Source organism: Amycolatopsis sp. NPDC051372 (assembly GCF_040682095.1).
In the GTDB taxonomy this organism is placed as follows: Bacteria; Actinomycetota; Actinomycetes; order Mycobacteriales; family Pseudonocardiaceae; genus Amycolatopsis.
This window is the reverse complement of the sequence record NZ_JBFBAF010000001.1, coordinates 643,376-664,076: the sequence shown is the minus strand read 5'-3', so window position 1 is coordinate 664,076 and position 20,701 is coordinate 643,376. Positions and strand designations below refer to the sequence as shown.

Below are 20,701 nucleotides of genomic sequence, written 5' to 3'. Positions count from 1 at the left end.
GGGTCCAAACTCGACATCGGGTCCTGGAAGATCATCTGCATGCGCCGGCGCGCCTTGCGCAGCTGCTCGACCTTGAGCTGAGCGACGTCCGTGCCGTCGAACACGACCTTGCCGGCCGTCGGCTCGTTGAGCCGCAGGATCGCGCGGCCCAGGGGCCGCGCGAAAACCGCTCAGTCCAGAAGTCGGCGCGATCCCGCGGCCGCGGTCACCACGCACCCACTCTTCGTTGCGACGAAAACCACCCTCGCCCTACCGGCGCCGGGTGGCTTTCGTCGCTTCTGAGGCTTTTGGGGCTACAGCTGGGCTCCAGACTTTATGGGCGTCCCCCACACGAGCGGCATCCTGTCGACCGGGCCGTGTCGCGGCGCGTTTTTCTTCCACAACAGGGAAACTGAGTGGACCACCCGGCGGGATCGCGCCGGTGTTTTCGCTTCTGCTTTCGACGGCCCCAGCCGGCGAAGGCAGAAGCGAAGACATCGGCTTGAGGCGATCCCGCACGCGGCGGCGGAGCCGACGCCAAAGACACCGCAAAAGACAGGGAGCCGGGCGCCACCCCCGACGTGGCGCACCGGCTCCTTGCCTCGCGCGGACCATCCCCCGACGACCCGCGCTCCCCGCCCTCCGGTTCAGGCCCCGACCCGTATGCCGGAGGGAGTTGGGATGTGCTGTTTCTCAACCATCATGGCCACTACCCACGAATTCAAGGCCATTCACTCTCAAGGACGCCGCTTCGGCCGTTTCGTTGCACTAGTTCACTGAGAATCCATAGAGCGTTACGGGATCGAGACCTCTGCGGCGTAACCGAAGCCGTTCGATGGAGGTGACGCACCTGACCTCAAAACAACTGGTACTTCCGTACCACTCGCAGGCATACTGGTACGCGTGTCCCACTCTGCTCGCTCCGAAGGTCGCACCACACTCGCCGACTACCGTGCCGCACTGAGCGCCCCCGGCTCTCGCCGCCCGGTCGTCGCGTCGGTGCTCGCCCGCTTGCCGATCGCGATGATCGGCATCTCGGCGCTGCTCTACGTGCAGCGCGAGACCGGCTCGTTCGCCGCCGCCGGGCTGGTTTCCGCCAGCTCGCTCGCCGGCGTGTCCGTGGGCGCGGTGGTGCAGGGGCGCCTCATCGACCGCTACGGGCCGACACGTCCGCTGCTGGTCACGGTGGGACTGTTCGCGCTGTCGATGGTCGCGCTGGCACTGGCGATCGAGGCCCACACGCCGACGTTCCTGCTGGTCGCGCTGGCCGCCGCCACGGGTCTGTCGGAGCCGATGATCGGGTCGGCCTCGCGTGCGTTGTGGACGAAGCTGATTCCGGAAGGCCCTGCGCGCAACGCGGCCTTCTCGTACGAAGCGATCAGCATGGAGGTGTTCTTCATCCTCGGCCCGGGTATCGCGGGTCTGCTGATCACGGCGCCGTGGGCGGGCACGGGCATGGTCGCGGGTGCCGCGGCGATGGTCACCGGCGCGACGGTGTTCGCGCTGAGCCCCGCCGTGCGCGCCTGGGGCCCGGCTCCGCGCGCGAAGACGCGGCTGCTGGGCGCGCTGGCCAGCCCGGGCATGCGGACGCTGGCCGTGGCTGCGCTGGGCTTCGGTGTGGTGATCGGGTTCGTCGAGGTGGCCGTGCCGGCCGCCGCGACGGAGTCCGGGCACGCGGCGCTGAGCGGGCTGCTGCTTTCGGCGTGGTCGCTGACGTCGGTGGCGTTCGGCGTGGCGTACAGCCTGCACCCCTGGCCGCGCCGGCTGGGCCTGCGCCTACCCGCGTTGCTGGGCGGGTTCGGCGCACTGGTGGCGCTGCTGGCGCTGCCGTCGTCGCTGTGGGCGCTGGCGCTGCTGATGTTGCTGGCGGGCGCGCTGATCACGCCGCAGTCGACCACGCACTCGACGGCGATCGAGACCGTCGCGCCGCGTGGTACGGCCGCGGAGGCCTTCGGCTGGGTCCTCACGGCGGTGACGCTGGGGCTGGCCGCGGGCCAGTCGGTGAGCGGTTACCTGGTCGAGCACTCGGGCCCGAGCGCGTCGTTCCTGGCCGCCGGCGTGGCCGGGGTGGCGCTGGCGGTCGTGGTGTGGCTGATGCGCGGCACGGTGCGCGCGCCGGCCGCGGAGCCGACCGGCTCGGGTGAGCTCGTGGGCGCCGGCCACTGACGTTTCAGGAGGTCAGCGGTATCGTTGCCGGTTTTTGTCGGTGGCCCGCGCTAGCTTCGCGGGCATGGATCTGACGTCACCGGCACGGCCGCTGTCCACGGCCGTGAACGCCGCCGCGCGCCTGCTCCCGAGGCAGGCCGCGCTGCGGCTGCGCACCGACGCGGACGGGCTCGAGGTCGCCGGCAGCGACCGCGACCTGTCCGTGCGCTTGGCGTGCCCGGCGACGTCCCACACCGACGGGGAGGTGCTCGTACCGGCGGCGCCGCTGGCCGAGACGCTGAAGATGCTGGACGTCGACCAGGTGCGCCTGGTCGTCGAAGGCAGCCGGCTGGCGGTGCGCGTGGCAGGGGCGCGCTTCGCCTTGCCGCTGCTGGACCGGGGTGCGCGCGTGGAGCCCCCGCAGCCACCGCGGTTGTCCGAAGTGGACGGGGAGCTGCTGGCGGCCGCGGTCCGCACGGTCGCGGGCACGGCCGCCAAGGACGATCCGCTGCCGCTCTTCACGGGGGTGCGCGTGCAGAGCTCCGGTGACACGCTCGTGCTCACCGCCTCGGACCGCTACCGGATGGCCGTGGCGCGCGTGCCGTTGCGAGCGGCGTGGGGGCCGCTCGACGTGCTCGTGCCCGCGCGCCTGCTGACCGAGGCCACGCGCCACGCCGCCGGCACGCTCACCCTTCACGCCGACACCGGCCACTTCGGCCTGGGCTGGGCCGGCGGCACCGTCACCACCGCCGTCCTCGACGCGGGGTTCCTGTCGGCCGACGCCATCCCGTCCGGCGAGGTCGACACGGAGGTCGAGCTGCCCGCCGACGTCCTCGCCGCGGCCATCCGCCGCGTCGGCGTCTACGCCGAAGACCGCCGCGTCCTGACCCTCGAGGTGGGCGACGCGCACGTCCGCCTCGCCAGCACTCGCGCCGACACGGGCGAAGCCGAGGAAACCCTCAAGGCAAACGTTTGCGGTGGCCGCACCTCGCCGTCGTTCCAGGCGCGTTATCTCCTGGACGCCCTCGCGCCCTTCGCGGACTCCACCGTGCGGCTGTCGATCCAGCCAGGGCTGCGCGCGTGCGTCCTGACGGCGGCGGAGGCGCAGGAGGTGAGCCTCACGTACTACCTCATGCCGATGCTGCGCTGAATCGTTTGCGTCGGCTACGCCGACGCGGGCGTGGTCGATTGTGGAGTGGAGTCTGGCCCGGCGGTTCGATCGGCGCCATCTTTGGCTGAGCGAACTCACTAGCCGGTCCAGCTGCCCGAGCGTTTGATCGTCCGGATCATCGGCGCCGTCTCGACCTGGTGGACGCCGGGGAGGGCGCCGAGGCGCGTGGCGAGGAAGTCGTAGAGGGCGTCGTCGTCGCGGCAGCCGATGCTGAGGGTCAGGTTGGTCGGACCGGTGGTGGCGGCGACGAGCGCGACTTCCGGGTAGGTCGCCACCTCGCGGGCGACGGCGTCGAGGCGGGACGGGGTGACGCCAAGCCACAGCAGGGCCGACAGGGACGCGCCGAGCAGGGCGGCGTCGACCTCGACGTCGAAGTACAGGGCGCCCGTGGCGCGCAGGTGCTCGAGGCGGCGGCGGACGGTCGTTTCGGAGCGTCCCGACGCGGCGGCGAGGGTGGCCAGCGCGGCGCGGCCGTCGTGGGCCAGGGCGGCGAAGAGGGCGTCGTCACCGGGCTCCAGGCGCGGCGACACGGTGCCCCCACTGGCGCGGCCGTCCCAGACAGGGGTCAGCGCGGCGACCTGAGTGGCGTCCAACGCACTCGCCCGGCCCGGCCAGCCCGCCGGACCACCGGCAAAGCGACGCAGCAGCCGATGCGCCGTCACCGACACCACGCGCGGCGTGCGCGGCAGCTGCCCGAGCAACAGACCCTCGTCGGCCTCCTGCCGGGGCGCCGAGGTGTAGCAGGCGATCTCCGTGCCGCCGGGACGTCAGGCTGACCCACGACGTGTCGTCGCGCCGCGCCAGGGCCGTGGCGATCACGCCGGCCGCGTCGGGCATGCAGCGCACGCGAAGCAGCCACTGCACGCGCCCGAGCCTCGTCACCTCCGGCACGCCCACGACCCGCACCACCCCCGCCGAACGCAGCCGGTGGTAGCGGCGCGCCACGGTCTGGTCCGACACGCCCAGCACCTCGGCCAGGCGACTGAACGGCACGCGCCCGTCGAGCTGGAACGCGTGCGTCAGCCGGCGGTCGAGGTCGTCGAGCTGAGGTGAATCCACCGGATCAGCCTATTCCCTGTCGGATTCAGAGCACTTGGAGCGAATGAGCAGCCTGAATCACCAGCACGGACGAGAGTCTGGGTCACCGAAAGGAGCCGCGAATGAACCTCGACCACACCGTCTTCCTGGCCCAGCACTACGAGCGCGTCTGGCAGCTCTACGAGCAGCTCGGCTTCACCGTCAGCCCACCGTCGCGCCACTTCGCCGCGGGCACCAGCGGCAGCGAGCCGACGCTCAGCTGCACGGCCAACCGCTGCGCCTACTTCGGCGGCTCGTTCGTCGAGCTGATCGGGATCGTCGACGCGAAGGCGGGCGACCCGTGGCACGTGCTGCCGATCGTCGCGCGCGGCGACGGCCTGCACGGCGTGTCCTTCGGCGTCCCCGACACCGAGGCCGCCGAGCGCCGGTTGCGTGAAGCCGGCCTGTCGAAGTCCGGCGTGCTTTCCCTGCAACGAGACGTCGACACCCCCGAAGGACCCCGCACCGCGCGGTTCCGCAGCGTCCACCTGCTCCGCGACCGCACGCCGGAAGGCATCCTGCACACGGCCGAGCACCTCACGCCGGAGTACGTGTTCCAGCCGCAGTTCCTCAGCCATGCCAACACGGCGAAAGGTCTCGACAGCGTCCAGCTCGTCGTCGCCGACGCCGACCTGCCCGCCTACACCCGGCGCTACGAACAGATCCTGGACCAGAAGCCCGCCGACAACTCCTTCGCCCTGAGCACGGGGCGGCTCGACCTCGTCCCGGCGACTCGGCTCGACGACGTTCTCCCGGGCGAGCAGGCACCCCGCCTGCCGTACTTCGCGGCGCAGACCGTCGCCGTCGAAACCCTCACTCCCGCAAGGAAACTGGCCGCCGACGCCGGCCTTCCCACCGTCGATCTTCGCGACGGCGGCTTCTTCGTCCCCGCCGCCCACGCGGGCGGTGCGGCCCTCGGTTTCGTGGAAAGGTGACCGTGATGATCATCGAGACGACCGCCGGTTTGGTCCGCGGCGCGGGCGGCGCGTTCCGCGGGATCCCCTACGCCCGTCAGGAACGCTTCCAGCCGCCGGCCGAAGCCCCCGCGTGGACAGGCGTGCGCGACGCACTGGAACCCGGCCCGGCGGCTATCCAGCTGCCGTCGCGTCTCGAGCCCGTCGTCGGGCCGATGACGCTGGCGCAGTCGGAGGATTGCCTGTCGCTCAACGTCTTCACGCCCTCGACCACCGGCTCGCGCCCGGTTCTGGTGTGGATCCACGGCGGCGCGTTCCTCACCGGCTCCGGCGGCCAGGGCTGGTACGACGGCACGCGCCTCGCGAACGAGGCCGACGTCGTCGTGGTCTCTCTCAACTACCGCCTCGGTGTGTTCGGCTTCCTCCCGCTCGACGGCGTCGCGCCGCCCAACCTCGGCATCGCCGACCAGCTCGCCGCGCTGGAGTGGGTGCGCGACAACGCCGCGGCCTTCGGCGGCGACCCCGCACGCGTGACGCTCGCCGGCCAGTCGGCCGGCGCCCAGTCGACGCTCACCCTCTGGTCCGCAGCTCGCGCGCAGGGCCTGATGCACCAGATCGGGCTGCAGAGCGCGCCGGTCGGCCTGGCGCCGCAGACCCCGGACGAAGCCGCGGGCTGGGCGGAGAAGTATCTCCACGCCCTCGGTGCGACCAGCGCCCAAGAGCTCACCACGATGCCCACGGCTCAGCTGCTCGACGGCCTCAAGACACTCGCCGCCCAGGTCAAGACCGGGATCGCGCCGCCGTTCCAGCTCGTCGCCGACCACGACCTCGTGGCCGAGGACCTGATCGCCGCCTCGAAACCCGGCCGCGCTCTCGTCAGCTGGACCCGCGACGAAGTCCGCGCCTACGATCCCGCAGCGCCCCAAGCCCAAGTCGATCAGCAGACGGCCGCCCTCTTCAGCGGCGACCTCCCACGGCTGACCAAGCAACTCGGCGAAGACGCGACCCTCGTGCGCTTCGACTGGTCCGCCCCCGGTAATCCGTACGGGGCCTGCCACTGCCTCGACGTCCCGTTCCTCTTCGGCACGCACGACGCCGCGCCGGAAGCCGCCTGCCTCGCGGGCGCCCCCGAAGGGTTGCCCGAGATCAACGACCTCCGCCGAGTGTGGGCTCAGTTCCTCCACGGTGAACGCCCGGTCGTCGACACCCCGCTGCTCACCGCGTTCTGATCGGTTCCGAACGCGAAAAGGGCCGCTCACCAGCCCGGTGAGCGGCCCTTCCCACGCCGTCAGGCCGCCGAAGCAGCCTTCACCGCCGCCTCGACCTCGGCGAACGACGGGTTCACCATCGCGGTCGACCCGACGATCACAGTCGGTACGGTCTCGTTGCCGTTCGCCACCTCGCGCACACGCTCGGCCGCACCCGGCTCCTCCCAGATGTTGATCTCCTTGACGTTCAGGCCGCTCGCCATCAGCGGCCGCCGCAGCGCCGCGCAGAAGCCGCAGCCCGGCCGCCAGTAGAACTCGACCTCGACGTCACTCATCGCCCGTCCTCCGAAGCACGTAGGTAGTCCAGCTGCGCCCGCACGCTCATTTCTGCAGGCGCCCACAGCGCCCGGTCGACGTCCGCGTAGACCACCTCGACCACCTGTCGCGGCGACGCGTCGGCCCCGAGCACCTTCAAGGCGGAACGCACCTGGTCCAGCCGCTGTTCCCGGTGGGCCAGGTATTCGCGTGCGGTCGCGGGCAGATCCGCCACGTCCGGGCCGTGGCCGGGCAGGCCGGGCGTGCCGTCGGGCAGCTCGATGAGCTTGCGCAGCGACCGCAGGTAATCGCCGAGGTCCTTGAGCACGGTCGTGCCGCGCCCGAGGATCGTGTCGCCGGTGAGGATCTGGCCGGCGACGTGCAGGGAGACGGAATCGTCGGTGTGCCCGGGCGTGTGCAGCACGTGGAACTCGAGCCCGCCCGCGGTGAATACCTCACCGTCGGCCAAGGCCGGGGCGCCGACGCACAGCGAAGCGTCGAACGCCCGGATCGGCGCGCCCACGCGCTCGGCGAACCACGGCGCGCCCTCGGCGTGGTCAGCGTGGTGGTGGGTCAGGACCACGAGCTCCACGGCACCGACAGCCGCGAGCTTCTCCAGGTGCTCCAGGTCGTGGTACCCGGGGTCGACAACCACGCCGGCCGACGCGTCCGGACCACGCAGGACCCAGCTGTTCGTGCCCTCGAGCGTCATCGTCGACGGGTTGTTCTCCAGCAGCACCTGCGCAGTCTCGGAGACGCGGCGAAGCACGCCGTACGCGGGAGCAGTCACCGGTCAGACCTCCGTCGGGTCAAGGACGACGCGGAAGCGGTCGCCTTCCTTGATGAGCGTCGGCATGGTCCGCACGATCTCGCGCGGAGCGGCCAGCAGGGCTTCGGCCGAGGCGAACTCGTCGACCTCGACGAGCGTGAGCCACGTCGGGGGCATCAGCATGCGGCGGCCTTCGCGGGCGTCGCCGATCGCGGCCGACGGGCGCTGCCAGCCCGTGGCGTGCGCCTCGGAGGTCGCACCGTCCGCGCGCTGGCCTTCGGGCAGCTTCGCGGAGAAAAAGCGAGTGTCGTAGCGGCGCGGTTCCTGCGGCGGCGTGACCCAGTGGGCGAACGGCCGCAGCAGGTCAGCCCGCAGCGTCAGCCCGGCGTCGGCGAGGAACGCGGCGAGCGAGATTTCCCTGCTCTCCAGAGCTTTCCGGGCTTCGGCGTACGGCGCGACATCGGCGACCACCGCGTCTTCCGTGCCCGCCAGCAGCACGCCGGACTCCTCGAACGTCTCGCGCACGGCCGCGCACACGAGCGCGCGGGCGAGGCTCTCGTCGCACGTGAACTGCGCAGCCCACCAGCTCGGCGGCGGTCCGGCCCACGCGACGGACGCGTCGGCGTCGCGCGGATCCACCCCGCCGCCGGGGAACACGGTCATGCCGCCGGCGAAGGGCATGCCCTTCACGCGGTGCTGCAGGAAGACTTCGAGACCGTCCGCGCCGTCGCGGGTGAGGATCACCGTGGCGGCGTCCTTGGGCTTCACAGGTGGGCCGTCGGCGTTCGCCCTCGTGCTGACTCCGGCCCCTACGGGGATGTCGAAAAGGAACTCACGCGGCCGATCCACCGAGGCAACATACCTCGCACCCGTGACCTCACGCCCACAAGTTGTGACATGTCACCGACGCACCGCAGCCCCGGACCCACGCGGGGCCCGGGGCTGCGATCGCAACGTCAGAACCTCAGGACGACGACCAGCGGTCGCCACCCGAACGGGACGCGCCGTTGAGCCGCAGCCGGGCCGCCTCGGCGCGTTCGCGCTCGGCCAACTCCTCGTGCAGCTCCCGCAGCAGCGCCCGGTCGCGCTCCGACAGGCTCGGGTCGTCGAGGTCCAGCGCCGGCAGCTCCACGACCTCGTGCATGCTCGGCTTGCCCGCGGCGATCTCGCGGCCCTTCTCCGGGTCCTCGGCCAGCGCCTGCCGCAGCTGGGCGACCTCGGCCGGCGTCAGGTCGGCGGTGCGCTCGGCGCGCGTCTCCGACCGCGACTTGCGCGAGTTGTCCACCGGTGGGGTGGGCGCGTTCTGCACGATCGGCACCACGGGGGCGACGGCCTCGGGCGCCTGCCGGATGCTGTGCCGGCTCGGAGCCTCCATCACCACCGGCTCCACCACGGGCGTCGGCACCGGGGTGGGTGCCGGAGTCGGAGCCGGCGATGGCGTCACGACCGGCTCGGGCCGGTAGTCCGAGGTCGTCGTGTGCGTGCTGCCGGTGACCCACACCGGCGTGGCTACGGACGCGGCCGACTGGTGGTACGCGGACCGCGCGACACCCGGGCCGCTGACCTCGACGACCGAGCGGATGCCGGCGCGGCGCAGGGCCGTGTCGACGCGGAACGCGACCGCGGGCGGGTTGCCCTCCGGGCCCAGCTCCACCAGCACCACGCGCTGCGGCAGCGCACCCGGCACGGAACCCGCCGGGGTGTTGCGCCACACCGCGTGCACCGAGCGGACGTCCGGCAGCACCTGCAGGGTGCGGTCGAGCGCCTCGGCCAGCCCGAACTCCGGCTGGTTGTCGCCGGTGAAACGGTGGCTGTGGACCTGCTCGGCCTCGTCGACCAGCAGGTCGTTGGCGAGCGTCGCGTCCGACCGGCTCATCTCGAGCACCAGCGCCAGCTCGCGCTGCTCGGCCGAGCTGACGGAGATGCGGCCCGCGATGAGCGTGCCGGTCGTCAGTTCCACGGCTTCGTCGATGTGCGCGCGGGCGATCAGCTCGCGCGCTTCGGTGAGCGCGCTGTCGTCGATGCGGCCCGCCAGGGCCAGCAACAAGTTGTGCAGGCGCAGGGGCACCGAGAACCCGTCCATGGGCGGGCCTTCGTGAACCTCCACCATTGCTCTGCTCCTCCCAGCTCGCCTGGCGGCTCGAGCGTTAAGCGGCGACGAGTCGATTACCGGAACCCGCGGCGCCGACGCAGACCAGCTCGGAATTGGCGAGCGCGGCCCGGTGGTACCCGGGAAGGTCGAAGCGCGGTGGGATGACCTCGACGCTCGGTTCCTCGTCCCCCAGCACCCGCAGCACGCGCTGCAGTTCGCCGGTGAGCCTCGGCAGCCCGGACGTCGCCGTCACCAGCAGGACTCGCTTGGCCCCACCCTCACCGACCACACCGAGGTGTCGCCAGCTTTGCCGCACTTCCCCCACATCCGCGCGTCCTCGCAACGTTGCGTGGAGCAAGACGGACACAGAGTCGACTGAGTTCACCCATTCGGGCGCACTCGGTGTGAATGTGTACCTGGTCTCGGTGACGTCGTCTACCCCCAGGGTGGAACTCACCTGGTGCCAGTCGGCGCCGTGCGGGATGAGACCCGCGACGAGCAGGCGGTACTCGGTTTGGTCCAAATCGATCCTGTGCTTAAGCAAAGACCTGGGCAGCGTGCGCGCGAGCGTGCCCATCGCGCCCTCGCCCAGCCAGTCGCGGAACCGCCACAGGAGCTGGTCGGGCGTGCGGCCCGCGAGCCGGATCAGCAGCTCGTGCAGCGACTGTTCGATGTCGGGGTCCATCACTTCACCTCCACGATCAATTCGACCTCCACGGGCGCCCCGATGGGCAGCTCCGCGACGCCGACGGCCGAGCGGGCGTGCTTGCCCGCGTCGCCGAAGATCTCGCCGAGCAGCTCGGACGCACCGTTGATCACCGCGGGCTGGCCGGTGAAGCCCTCCGCGGACGCGACGAAGCCGACCACCTTGACGATCCGCGTCACCGAGTCGATGCCCACGAGCGCGTGTACCGCGGCCAGCGCGTTGAGCACGGAGGTGCGGGCGTGGCCCTTGGCCTCTTCGGGGCTGACCTCCGCGCCGACCTTGCCGGTCGCGGCGAGCGTGCCGTCGACGAAGGGCAGCTGGCCGGAGGTGTAGACGTGCGAGCCGCTCTGCACAGCCGGCACGTAGGCGGCCAGCGGCGCGGCGACGCCGGGCAGTTCGATGCCGAGCTCGGCGAGCCGGGAAGTCCAGGTCACGACGGGTCCCCTCAGGTCTTCGGGCGCTTGAGGTACGCGACGTGCTGCTCGCCGCTCGGGTTCGGCAGCACGGTGACCAGCTCCCAGCCGTCCTCGCCCCACTGGTCGAGGATCTGCTTCGTCGCGTGGATCAGCAGGGGGACGGTCGCGTACTCCCATTTGGTGGCGCTCATGACCCGGGAGCGTAGCCAAGCGGGCAAGGGCGGTCATGGCCGCCGCCGTCCAACGGCCGGGCCGCTCAGGGGAACACAGGTGCACCCGTCCAGGTGAACGACTCACCGACCGTCGGTGAATGTGGTCCACTTCACAGGGTTTTTGGCCCCGGCTCCGCCGGGGCGGGCGAGATCGCCTTGGAGCCGGCGCGATCTCGCGGTGTGGTTGGGCTGGTTTGGCCAGGTAGATCGGTGAAGGGCGCCTTGGAGGCTTTGCGTCCGTGAAGGCGCCCGTCACAGCAGCTACCGTTGGCGGGGTGGAGACGTGGCGGATCGTCGCGACCGCCTTGCTCGGCGCGGCCGGGTTGCCGCTCGTGCTCGTGGTGATGGCCAAGGTGCGCGACCACGTGAACAGCTCGGCCCGGGTCGCGGTCAGCGGCGCGATCACGTTCACGGCGCTGGTGGTGGTGGCCGTGCTCACGCTCACCGTGCTGCCCGGCGCGCTCACCTGGATCCTCGTCGCGGCGGTCGCGGCTGCGGTCGGCGTCATGGTGCTCGCCGGCTGAGCGCCGGTTTAGTGTTGACGGTGTGACCACACCCTCCGCCGGCTGGCCCGACGAGCTCACCCGGGCCCGGCTGCACTTCGTCACCGGCAAGGGCGGCACCGGCAAGACCACCCTCGCCGCGGCGCTGGGCCTGGCCCTCGCGCGCGAGGGCCGCCGGGTGCTGCTGATCGAGGTCGAGGGCCGCCAGGGCATCGCCCAGCTCTTCGACACGGAGCCGTTGCCGTACGCGGAGCAGCGCATCGCGTCCGTCCCCGGCGGGGGCGAGCTGCGCGCGCTGCACATCGACGTCGAGGCCGCGCTGCTCGAGTACTTCGAGATGTTCTACAACCTGGGCTTCGCCGGCCGGACGCTGCGGCGGATGGGCGCGATCGAGTTCGCGACGACGCTCGCGCCGGGTCTTCGTGACGTCCTGCTCACCGGGAAGATCAAGGAGTGCGTGGGCCGCACGGAGTCCGACGGCCGCCACACCTACGACGCCGTGGTGGTCGACTCGCCGCCCACCGGCCGCGTGGTCAAGTTCCTCGACGTCACCAAGGCCCTGACCGACCTCGCCAAAACCGGCCCGATCCGCGGCCAGGCCGACGGCGTCGTGCGGCTGCTGCACTCGGGCGAGACCGCCATCCACCTCACCACGCTGCTGGAGGAGATGCCGGTGCGCGAGACGGTGGATGCCGTGGCGGAGCTCGACGGTGCCGACTTGCGTCCCGGCGCCGTACTGGTCAACCGCGTGCGCCCGCCGCGCCTGCCCGCGCGTTCCGTCACGGCGGCCGCCGACGGTCGCGTCGACGCCGGCCGCGTGCGCTCGGGCCTCGCATCGGCCGGGCTGAAGCTGCCGGACGGGACGCTCGACGCGCTGGTGGAGGAGACCGTGGAGCACGCCGTGCGCGTGGCCGCCGAGCAGCGGGCGCGCGAGCAGCTCGCCGAGGCGGACCTGCCGACGCTGAAGCTGCCGGAGGTCACCGACGGCGTGGACGTGGCATCGCTCTACGACCTCGCGGAAGCGTTGCTGGACCAGGGGGTGCGCTGATGACGCTGATCGACGTCGACGCCCTGCTCGACGACCCGGAGAGCCGCGTGATCGTGTGCTGCGGCTCCGGCGGTGTCGGCAAGACGACCACCGCGGCGGCGCTCGCGTTGCGCGCGGCCGAGCGCGGCCGGCAGACGGTGGTCCTGACCATCGACCCGGCGCGCCGGCTGGCACAGGCGCTGGGGCTGCGCGAGCTGGGCAACCACCCGCGTCAGGTGCGGGTGGAAGGGTTCGAGCCCAAGGGCGAGCTGTGGGCGATGATGCTCGACATGCGCCGCACGTTCGACGACATGGTGCGCGTGCACGCCGGCCCCGAGCGCGCCGAGCAGCTGCTGCAGAATCCCTTCTACCAGACCATTTCCACGTCGTTCTCCGGCACGCAGGAGTACATGGCGATGGAGAAGCTGGGTCAGCTCGCCGCCACCGACGACTGGGACCTGATCATCGTCGACACGCCGCCGAGCCGCTCGGCGCTCGACTTCCTGGACGCGCCGACGCGCCTGTCCAGCGCGCTCGACGGGCGCATGATCCGGCTGCTGACCGGCCCCGCGAAGGCGGGTGGCTGGGGGCTGCGCAAGGTCGTCAGCGCGGGGTTCTCGATGTTCGCGAAGGCCGTGTCGACGATCATCGGCGGCCAGCTGCTGGCCGACGCGTCGGCGTTCATGCAGGCCTTCGACAGCATGTTCGGCGGGTTCCGCGAGCGGGCGCGCAAGACGGCGGAGCTGCTGCGCTCCAGCGGCACGTCGTTCCTCGTGATCGCCGCACCGGAGCCCGACGCGCTGCGCGAGGCTTCGTACTTCGTCGAGCGGCTCGCGGGTGAGTCGATGCCGCTCGCAGGTCTCGTCGCGAACCGGACGCACCCGGTACTCGCGTCGCTTTCGGCATCGGAGGCGATCGCGGCCGCGGAGTCGTTGCAGAAGGGTGACACGAGCGCGCCGCTGGCCGAGGCCGTGCTGCGGCTGCACGCCGACCGCGTGGCGCTGGCCGAGCGCGAGAACCGGCTGCTGGCGCGGTTCACGAAAGCACATCCCGAAGTGCCGCTGGTGCGAGTGCCGGCGTTGGCCGGTGACGTGCACGACCTCGAAGGTCTGCGCGACATCGGGACCAAGCTCGTGAGTGACTGAGCTCGGCTCAGCCACTCACGAGCCGGTCAGCTGACCTGCGCGCTTTCCACCGCGTCACGCTTTGCGGCTTCCAGCAGCTCGGTCCAGCTGGTGACATCGGAACGCCGGCGCAGCAACGCGCGGCGCTCGCGTTCGGTCATGCCACCCCAGACACCGAAACTGATCCGGCCGTCGAGTGCCTCGGCGAGGCATTCCGTGCGAACCGGGCACCCCATGCACACGGCTTTCGCCCGGTTCTGCTCGGCCCCGCGCACGAAGAGCCCGTCGGGATCCGCATCCCGGCACGACGCGCTCATGCGCCAGCTCGACTGGTTGGTCTCCATACCCCCAGCTCCCTACCCTGGTGTTCGACACCAGCGAAGGTGAAGCTCCCGCTCCCACCCCCGCGAGCGTGTCTCCCTCTAGCTCTCACGTCGGTGACGGCACCTCCCCGGTGCCGCTGCCGCCGTTCGGTCCAGAGGAGCTCCCACTCGCACTGGGCCGTCGGTCGGCAAAAAATCTTTCGTGAGACGTTGACGGACTGTAGGGGCCCTCGGTTCCCCCCGCCAAGACCTAGCATGCATTCCGTTACCGGAAGTCACCTCATGGGGTCCGTTTTGTCACGACTGTCGACCCCTGGCGGGTGTGAGGTAACGGGAGCACTACAGGCCTTCAGTACCCTGGCCTTCGTGCGCAAAACGGACGGTCTCTTCAAGCTCATCGGCCTCTGTCTGCTCGCGGGGGTGCTCGTCGCCGGAATCCTGTTCCCCGTGGTGGGCGCGGCCGGCGTTGCGTCGAATCAGGCGAGCGAGACGGTGGAGAAGACATCGTCCGACCTCGCCGACATCCCGCCACCCCTGGTGACGACGATCACCGACTCGGGCGGCAAGCCCATCGCGACGCTGTACGACCAGTACCGCATCCCGGTGGCGGCCGACGAGATCAACGAGGCCATGCAGTGGGCCCTGGTGTCGGTGGAGGACAAGCGCTTCTACGAGCACCACGGCGTCGACTGGCAAGGCACGCTGCGCGCGGCCGTGTCCAACAGCACCGGCGGTGACACGCAGGGTGCCTCGACGCTCACGCAGCAGTACGTGAAGAACTACTTGATCAACGTGGTCTACCGAGGCGACAAGGTCGGCCAGGAGAAGGCTCAGGAGCAGACTCTCGCGCGCAAGCTCAAGGAAGCGCGGATCGCCATTCAGCTCGAGACGAAGCTGTCGAAGCAGCAGATCCTGGCCGGGTACCTGAACATCGTCGAGTTCTCGCGCCAGATCTTCGGCATCGGCGCCGCCGCGCACGCGTACTTCAACACCACGCCCGAGAAACTGACGGTGCCCCAGGCGGCGCTGCTCGCGGGCCTCGTGAACAATCCGATCAACAACGACCCGTGGAAGCACCCGGACAAGGCCACCGTTCGCCGCAACCTCGTGCTCGACCGCATGGTGGACAACAGGAAGCTCGCGAAGGCCGACGCGGAGCGCTTCAAGGCCTCGCCGCTGGGCGTGGTCCCCGACGCCCCCGCCAAGCCCGCGTCGAACTGCACCGGCGCCGGCCCGGAGAACGGGTTCTTCTGCCAGTACGTCGAGGACTACCTCCTGAAGGCCGGCTTCGACAAGGACGACCTGTACACGGGTGGGTACACGATCAAGACCACCCTGGACGAAAAGGCCAACCACGAGGCGAAGGTCTCGGCGGAGACGCAGGTCAAGAAGACGCAGAAAAACGTGGCGAACACGCTTTCCCTTGTGCGGCCGGGGAAAACGCGACATGAAGTGGTGGCTCTGGCGGCGAACCGGGATTACGGGATCGACGCGGATCAGGGGCAGACGACGTTCGCGTTGCCGTCCGGCGTGTACAACACGGGCGGGGCGGGGTCGAGCTACAAGATCTTCACGACGGCTGCTGTGCTGGACCGCGGGATTGCCGGGATCTACAGCAATATCCCGGTCGGTGACGGCTATACGTCCCACGTCTTCACCGGCAGCCAGCCGCAGTGCGCACCCACCGGCGCACCGAACACGCACTGGTACTGCGTCGGTAACGCCGGCCACTACGGCGCTTCGAACACCCTGCAGGGCGCGTTGGCGACTTCGCCGAACACCGCCTTCGTGGCACTCGAAGACAAGCTCGGCAGCACCGCGCCGGGCATCGACATGGCGATCCGGCTCGGCATGAAGAACACCATGGCGAGCAACACCGGCGGCGGCACGGTCGACCCGAACGACCCCAACAAGGCCGAATCCCAGGCGAAGGCCTACGGCCCCAAGGGCAATAACCCCGGCGTCGGCGCGTTCACGCTCGGCTTCAGCCCGACCAGCGGCCTGGAAATGGCGAACGTCGCGGCCACGCTGCTGAGCGGCGGCGTCTGGTGCCCGCCGACCCCGCTGTCCGGCATCACGGACCGCAATGGGAAAACGGTGTCGTACAAGGAAGAGGCTTGCACGCAGGCCGTCCCCGAGGGCCTTGCGAACACGATGGTCGTCGGCATGAGCAAGGACGACCAGCCGGGCGGCACCTCGGCCGCAGCGGCCGCGGCCGTGGGCTGGAACCGCCCGATCCTCGGCAAGACGGGCACCACCCAGAACAACGGCTCCGCGACCTTCATCGCCGGCACCCCGCAGATGGCCGGCGCCGCCATGGTCTTCCGCCCCGAAGGCGGCACCGGCGGCCTCTGCTTCCGCTCCGTCGGCACCGTCACCACGTGCGGCACCGGCAACATGTTCGGCGGCAAGACTCCCGCCCAGACGTGGTTCGGCGCGATGAAGAACATCATGGCCGACCAGCCGATCGCGCAGCTGCCGCCGGAGGATCCGAAGTACACAGGTCGTTGATGCTCTGCGCCGGCCGGGAGCTTGGTCTCCCGGCCGGCGCTTTTTCGTGTGAGCGCTGACGCAATTCTTGCCCTGAATGGCCGCTGCCCGTCCGGCGTTTCCAGCACTAAGATCATCGCGTGGGCGCAGCAGCGGCAGTCTGGCCTCTATTACTGGGGATACTGGCCGTATCCATCGGGGTGGCGTGCCTGCCCCTGCGACCGCCACTCTTGCGCTCGGCCGTGATGGCCACCCACGTCGTCGCATCGTGGGTATTGATCACCACGCTTGAAGGCCCCTGGCAGATGTGGTTCGTGCTCCTGATGTGGGGCATGATCATCACACTCTCTCGCTTGATCATCGACGTCGCGCACTGGACCAAGAACCTTCGCCTCGGCCGACGCGCAAACGAATGACCGAGGTCTGATATGGCAGGACCCGCGCTGCTCTTTCCGCTTTTCCTCTTCGTCGGAAGCGCCGACCCGAATTGAAGTCAGTGATCATCGTGGTCGGCGTGGCGGCGGCTCTCGCAGCCGTAGTCGGTGTAGCGCTTTATGTATCGAATATTGAATACTGGCACGCACGGGCAGAAGCCGACGGGGTTCACGGTCGCCGTATGGCTCACCTCCGAAGGACACATCCCGAACGCCAAGCAGGAAGCAGTGCTGTGCATTGCGTACGTGTCGACCCGTGATGGGGCTGCCCGGATGGAGGATCGCGCCTGCCCACCCAGCGCCGGCAGTTCCCTGGCCAAGGAGTACGTCACGCTCGACGGCTGAGCAGTGTCGGCGTTGTCACCTGGATAGCTGGAGAGTGAAGTGGGCATCGCGTTCGCGTTTCTGCTCATCTTGTTCGCCGCGACATTGTTTCTTTCGGTGCTGCCTTGGCGCCGGCCCGTCGACGTCTGGGTGCTGACGGCGATCCCGCTCGGTTCGGTGGCCTTGGTGGCGTTCTTCCGCCTGGACGACTGGCCGGCCGGCGACTGGCCGCTGTTGCTGTGGCTCGGCACGCTCGGACCCGGGTCGCTGATCACTGTCGTGCGGCTGTTCCTCATCGCGCTCGGTCGTTCACCGGGAAAGCCGCGCCCGAGATGAGCCCGGCGCCGATCAGAACTTCGTCAGCTTCCCGAGGATGACCTGGTTCCACCACAGGTACATCTGGTCGCGTTCCTGAGGCGTCGACACGCCGTCGAACACGAGGACGCCGAGGGTGTGGGTGCGGGCGTCGGTGAAGACGAAGGTGTCGTCGTAGCAGGTGATGAAGTCGCCGGGGTGGGGGGCATTGGCGTCGGGCCGGTAGTAGGAGCCCCAGATGCCGGGGTGATCCACGGCGTCGCAGCCACCGTGGTCGTCGTCGCGGGTGAGGTTGTGGGCCTGGACCATGCCTTCGAAGAAGGCGGCCAGCGAGGCTTCATCGGGGAACTGGTTGAAGTGCGCCTGGGTCGGCTCGCGGAGGGTGACGTTGCCGGACCGGAAGGTGCCGGCGAGCGACTTCGTGCAGTACATCGCGGCAGTGGCACCTTGGACGGGTTGAGCCGCCGTGCAGCCGGTGCCCTGATACGTCTCCGGCACCGGCACATTCCCGCTCGGCTGCTGCGGAGCGCTCGACCCCGCTGATTCCGGCGACTGCGGCGGTTGCGACGACTTCGAGCCGCCCCCGGTCGACGGCGGCGGGCTGCTCGACCTGGATGTCGAAGCCGACGCCGGGCTCGGTGTCGGAGTGCCCCCGGCGCCCGCGGTGTTCTGCCCCTGGCCGCGGATGATCAGCACCGTCGCGACGACCGCGATCACCACCACGACCGCCACCACTCCCGTGACGACCGCCGCCCGCTTCGACTTCGGCGGCGGCACCGGCAGCCGGCCCGGCCGCGTCGGCGGGTGGCCCGGCCACGTCTGGCCCCCGGCGGCCAGCGGAATCGGCGTGTTGAGCGACGTCGACCCCGGTGGCCCGCCGGCCGTGACGGGACCGTTCGGGAACCCGGCCCCTGGCGTGAACGGACCGCTCACGCCCGTCGGCGACCCCACGCGGGTGCCGGACATGTTCGGCCCAGTCGTAGGGAGGCCCAGAGGCGCCTGACCGACGAGCTGTGGTCCGCTCTGCCCCGGGGGTGCGCTTGCGCCCGTCGCGAAGCCCGAGGGCGGTGCCGCGCCGCCAGGCCGTGTGCCGTTCGGCCCGGCAGGCGGTGTGCTCGGTGCGGCGGCGAAGCCAGGAGGTGGTGTCTGCGCGCTCGGTCCGGCAGCCGAACCATCCAGCGCACCACCAACCCCCAGCCCCACCGAGGGACCACCAGGCTGCGACGCACCCGATCCAGCCGAGCCCGCCAAACCATCCGGCTGAGACCCACCCGCTCCGGCATCAGAGCCGTCCAGCACACCACCAGGCGACAACCCCGCGCCGCCAGGCTGCGCCCCACCAGCCTCTGACCCCGAGCCCGGCGCGCCACCGACCGGCGACCCACCCGAACCCGCCGCCCCGAGACTCCCTCGCTGCCACACCGGCGCACTCGTCTCGGCACTCGTCGCGGTGGGACCGGACGTACCGGCCAGCGCCGCGTTCACCGCCGCCGCGAAGGCGCCCGCCGTGGGGTGGCGGTCGGCCGGGTCCTTCGCCATGCCGCGTGACACCACGTCGTCGAGAGCGCGCGGCAGGTCCCGTCGCGCCGCGGACAGCAGCGGCGGCGGCGCGGGGTACGCCAGGTCTTCGCTACCGAGCAGCACGGTGTCTCCGCCGACGAAGCGGAACGGGCACTGCGCGTGCAACCGCGTCTCGACGTCGCCGATCGCGAACCCGACCTCGACCATGTTCACGGTGCGCCCGACGTCCGTGACGCGGGCGCCGACCAGCCGCGCCAGGCCCAATCGCAACTCCGCTTCGGTCGACATCGGACTCAACCTAGCCGCGCCCGAGAGCCTCCCGCTGCCCGCAAGCCCCGGGACAGGCCGACCACGTATCCTCGCGTGGTGAGCACGCTCAGTAACACCAGCATCGCCAAGAAGCTCGCTGTGGGGACCCTCGCGCTCGGGACCGCGACACTCGGTTACGCCGTGGGCGTCGAACGGCGGCGGTTCACCCTCCGCAGGGCCGAGCTGCCCGTGCTGGCGCCCGGCTCGAAGCCGTTCACGATCCTGCACGTCTCCGACCTGCACATGCTCCCCGGACACCGCGCGAAGCAACGCTGGGTGGCCGCGCTGGACCGGCTCGAACCCGACCTCGTCGTGAACACCGGCGACAACCTCTCGCACCGCACGGCCGTGCCGTCGGTGCTGCGCGCGCTCGGCCCGTTGCTCGACCGGCCCGGCGTGTTCGTCTTCGGCAGCAACGACTACTACGCGCCCAAGCCGAAGAACCCCGCCCGCTACCTCATGCCGAAGGGCAAGAAGAAGCGCATCCACGGCACGAAGCTCCCGTGGCGCGACCTGCGCGCCGCGTTCGTCGAGCACGGCTGGACCGACCTCACCCACTCGCGCCACACGATCGACGTCGCGGGCCAGGCCGTGTTCGCCGCCGGTCTCGACGACCCGCACCTGCACCGCGACCGTTACCGCGAGATCGCCGGCCCGGCCGACGCGGGCGCCGTCGTCCGCCTCGGTGTCACGCACTCGCCCGAGCCGCGTGTGCTCGACCCGTTCGCCACGGACGGTTACGACCTTGTCCTCGCCGGCCACACTCACGGCGGCCAGCTGCGCGTGCCCGGCTACGGCGCCCTCGTGACCAACTGCGAGCTCGACCGCACCCGCGCCCGCGGCGCCTCCCGCTGGGGCGCGCACATGTGGCTGCACGTCTCGGCCGGGCTGGGCACGTCGCCGTACGCGCCGGCGCGGTTCGCCTGCCCACCGGAAGCGAGCCTGTTGACGCTGGTTCCGCGCGGTTCCGGGGCCTTCGAAAGCCATAAGGCAACCCCGAGGAAACCCGCCAAGACCGTCGGCTAAACTTCTCCACGACCCGTTAAGCAGTACCTCGGGGTGTGGCGCAGCTTGGTAGCGTGCCTCGTTCGGGTCGAGGAGGTCGTGGGTTCGAATCCCGCCACCCCGACAAGATAGTCCGGAGGCCCTATATCCGCGGAAAGCGCGGATATAGGGCCTCTCTTGTGTGTCCTCTGGGGGTCGAACCCCCAGACCCCCGCCAGGGAGGCTCCGCCCCCTGGACCCCCGAAGGCGCGGGGTCGCCTCAGGACTGTCGGTTCCGAGGGCGGTGTGTCACCTCGTGGCCGTGAGTAGGGAGGCTCCGCCC

Annotated in this window: 23 protein-coding genes and 1 tRNA gene; 13 read left to right on the top strand and 11 right to left on the bottom strand. The window is 70.7% G+C overall.

Translation table 11 applies throughout. The annotated features are described in order from the left end of the window. The first annotated feature begins 882 nt into the window (after positions 1-882). Complete coding sequence (locus AB0M56_RS03070; RefSeq protein ID WP_364170417.1) at positions 883-2,145, top strand: MFS transporter; 1,263 nt, start codon at positions 883-885, stop codon at positions 2,143-2,145. Positions 2,146-2,209: 64 nt separating this feature from the next. Continuing rightward, entirely contained in the window at positions 2,210-3,274 is a 1,065-nt protein-coding gene (locus tag AB0M56_RS03065) for a DNA polymerase III subunit beta (RefSeq protein ID WP_364170414.1), read from the top strand. A 98-nt stretch (positions 3,275-3,372) separates the two neighbouring features. Here the strand turns inward: AB0M56_RS03065 and AB0M56_RS03060 are convergent, their stop codons facing one another. Next, the gene (locus AB0M56_RS03060) at positions 3,373-3,825 is read right to left on the bottom strand and encodes an Lrp/AsnC family transcriptional regulator (protein WP_364170411.1); all 453 of its coding nucleotides are present in this window, start codon (positions 3,823-3,825) and stop codon (positions 3,373-3,375) included. Continuing rightward, on the bottom strand, positions 3,800-4,354 hold the full coding sequence (locus tag AB0M56_RS03055; protein WP_364170409.1) for an AsnC family protein: 555 nt from the start codon (positions 4,352-4,354) through the stop codon (positions 3,800-3,802). Before AB0M56_RS03055 ends, AB0M56_RS03060 begins: the two co-directional genes overlap by 26 nt. Before the next feature lie 101 nt (positions 4,355-4,455). Between AB0M56_RS03055 and AB0M56_RS03050 the strand changes: the two genes are divergently transcribed. Together AB0M56_RS03050 and AB0M56_RS03045 are read left to right on the top strand one after the other, a co-directional pair. Continuing rightward, positions 4,456-5,307, top strand: coding sequence for a VOC family protein (locus tag AB0M56_RS03050; RefSeq protein ID WP_364170406.1), 852 nt, complete (start codon positions 4,456-4,458; stop codon positions 5,305-5,307). A 5-nt stretch (positions 5,308-5,312) separates the two neighbouring features. Next, the gene (locus tag AB0M56_RS03045; RefSeq protein WP_364170403.1) at positions 5,313-6,515 is read left to right on the top strand and encodes a carboxylesterase family protein; all 1,203 of its coding nucleotides are present in this window, start codon (positions 5,313-5,315) and stop codon (positions 6,513-6,515) included. Positions 6,516-6,574: 59 nt separating this feature from the next. On the opposite strand, the gene AB0M56_RS03040 is transcribed toward AB0M56_RS03045, so the two are convergent. The 7 genes from AB0M56_RS03040 to AB0M56_RS03010 all read right to left on the bottom strand — a co-directional run bounded on the left by AB0M56_RS03040 (position 6,575) and on the right by AB0M56_RS03010 (position 10,983). Continuing rightward, the gene (locus tag AB0M56_RS03040; protein ID WP_220244876.1) at positions 6,575-6,829 is read right to left on the bottom strand and encodes a glutaredoxin domain-containing protein; all 255 of its coding nucleotides are present in this window, start codon (positions 6,827-6,829) and stop codon (positions 6,575-6,577) included. After that, positions 6,826-7,599: an MBL fold metallo-hydrolase gene (locus AB0M56_RS03035; RefSeq protein ID WP_364170400.1), complete on the bottom strand. Its 774-nt coding sequence runs from the start codon at positions 7,597-7,599 to the stop codon at positions 6,826-6,828. Before AB0M56_RS03035 ends, AB0M56_RS03040 begins: the two co-directional genes overlap by 4 nt. Positions 7,600-7,602: 3 nt before the next feature. Next, positions 7,603-8,427 (bottom strand): NUDIX hydrolase, encoded by an 825-nt coding sequence (locus AB0M56_RS03030; RefSeq protein WP_364170398.1) that lies wholly within the window; start codon positions 8,425-8,427, stop codon positions 7,603-7,605. 115 nt (positions 8,428-8,542) lie between these two features. Continuing rightward, positions 8,543-9,688, bottom strand: a complete 1,146-nt coding sequence (locus AB0M56_RS03025; protein WP_364170397.1) for a hypothetical protein — start codon at positions 9,686-9,688, stop codon at positions 8,543-8,545. Positions 9,689-9,725: 37 nt separating this feature from the next. Continuing rightward, the gene (locus tag AB0M56_RS03020; RefSeq protein WP_220244880.1) at positions 9,726-10,355 is read right to left on the bottom strand and encodes a hypothetical protein; all 630 of its coding nucleotides are present in this window, start codon (positions 10,353-10,355) and stop codon (positions 9,726-9,728) included. Then, positions 10,355-10,810 (bottom strand): RidA family protein, encoded by a 456-nt coding sequence (locus AB0M56_RS03015; protein WP_220244881.1) that lies wholly within the window; start codon positions 10,808-10,810, stop codon positions 10,355-10,357. Before AB0M56_RS03015 ends, AB0M56_RS03020 begins: the two co-directional genes overlap by 1 nt. A gap of 11 nt (positions 10,811-10,821) precedes the next feature. After that, positions 10,822-10,983 carry a hypothetical protein gene (locus AB0M56_RS03010; protein ID WP_364170394.1) on the bottom strand — a complete coding sequence of 54 codons (162 nt, stop codon included), beginning with the start codon at positions 10,981-10,983 and terminating at the stop codon, positions 10,822-10,824. Positions 10,984-11,279: 296 nt separating this feature from the next. Here AB0M56_RS03010 and AB0M56_RS03005 point away from each other — a divergent pair, with 296 nt between their 5' ends. The 3 genes from AB0M56_RS03005 to AB0M56_RS02995 are packed head-to-tail and all read left to right on the top strand — an operon-like array spanning position 11,280 to position 13,679. Beyond that, entirely contained in the window at positions 11,280-11,528 is a 249-nt protein-coding gene (locus tag AB0M56_RS03005; RefSeq protein ID WP_364170392.1) for a hypothetical protein, read from the top strand. Between the two features lie 22 nt (positions 11,529-11,550). Further along, positions 11,551-12,555, top strand: coding sequence for an ArsA-related P-loop ATPase (locus AB0M56_RS03000; protein WP_364170390.1), 1,005 nt, complete (start codon positions 11,551-11,553; stop codon positions 12,553-12,555). Beyond that, positions 12,555-13,679 (top strand): ArsA family ATPase, encoded by a 1,125-nt coding sequence (locus tag AB0M56_RS02995; protein WP_364170388.1) that lies wholly within the window; start codon positions 12,555-12,557, stop codon positions 13,677-13,679. Before AB0M56_RS03000 ends, AB0M56_RS02995 begins: the two co-directional genes overlap by 1 nt. A 26-nt stretch (positions 13,680-13,705) precedes the next feature. Here AB0M56_RS02995 and AB0M56_RS02990 read toward each other — a convergent pair whose 3' ends face one another. Further along, a complete protein-coding gene (locus AB0M56_RS02990; protein WP_364170386.1) occupies positions 13,706-14,002 on the bottom strand; it encodes a WhiB family transcriptional regulator in 297 nt (98 codons plus the stop codon). A 345-nt stretch (positions 14,003-14,347) separates the two neighbouring features. Here AB0M56_RS02990 and AB0M56_RS02985 point away from each other — a divergent pair, with 345 nt between their 5' ends. The 4 genes from AB0M56_RS02985 to AB0M56_RS02970 all read left to right on the top strand — a co-directional run bounded on the left by AB0M56_RS02985 (position 14,348) and on the right by AB0M56_RS02970 (position 17,565). Then, the gene (locus tag AB0M56_RS02985) at positions 14,348-16,492 is read left to right on the top strand and encodes a transglycosylase domain-containing protein (protein WP_364170383.1); all 2,145 of its coding nucleotides are present in this window, start codon (positions 14,348-14,350) and stop codon (positions 16,490-16,492) included. A 119-nt stretch (positions 16,493-16,611) separates the two neighbouring features. Further along, positions 16,612-16,887, top strand: a complete 276-nt coding sequence (locus AB0M56_RS02980; protein WP_364170381.1) for a hypothetical protein — start codon at positions 16,612-16,614, stop codon at positions 16,885-16,887. A gap of 150 nt (positions 16,888-17,037) precedes the next feature. Continuing rightward, on the top strand, positions 17,038-17,250 hold the full coding sequence (locus AB0M56_RS02975) for a hypothetical protein (protein ID WP_364170378.1): 213 nt from the start codon (positions 17,038-17,040) through the stop codon (positions 17,248-17,250). A gap of 39 nt (positions 17,251-17,289) precedes the next feature. Then, positions 17,290-17,565 (top strand): hypothetical protein, encoded by a 276-nt coding sequence (locus AB0M56_RS02970; RefSeq protein ID WP_364170376.1) that lies wholly within the window; start codon positions 17,290-17,292, stop codon positions 17,563-17,565. 12 nt (positions 17,566-17,577) lie between these two features. Here AB0M56_RS02970 and AB0M56_RS02965 read toward each other — a convergent pair whose 3' ends face one another. Then, complete coding sequence (locus tag AB0M56_RS02965; RefSeq protein ID WP_364170373.1) at positions 17,578-19,353, bottom strand: hypothetical protein; 1,776 nt, start codon at positions 19,351-19,353, stop codon at positions 17,578-17,580. Positions 19,354-19,431: 78 nt separating this feature from the next. Here AB0M56_RS02965 and AB0M56_RS02960 point away from each other — a divergent pair, with 78 nt between their 5' ends. Further along, positions 19,432-20,400 carry a metallophosphoesterase gene (locus tag AB0M56_RS02960; protein ID WP_364170370.1) on the top strand — a complete coding sequence of 323 codons (969 nt, stop codon included), beginning with the start codon at positions 19,432-19,434 and terminating at the stop codon, positions 20,398-20,400. 29 nt (positions 20,401-20,429) lie between these two features. After that, a tRNA-Pro gene (locus AB0M56_RS02955) sits at positions 20,430-20,503 on the top strand. Positions 20,504-20,701 lie beyond the last annotated feature (198 nt).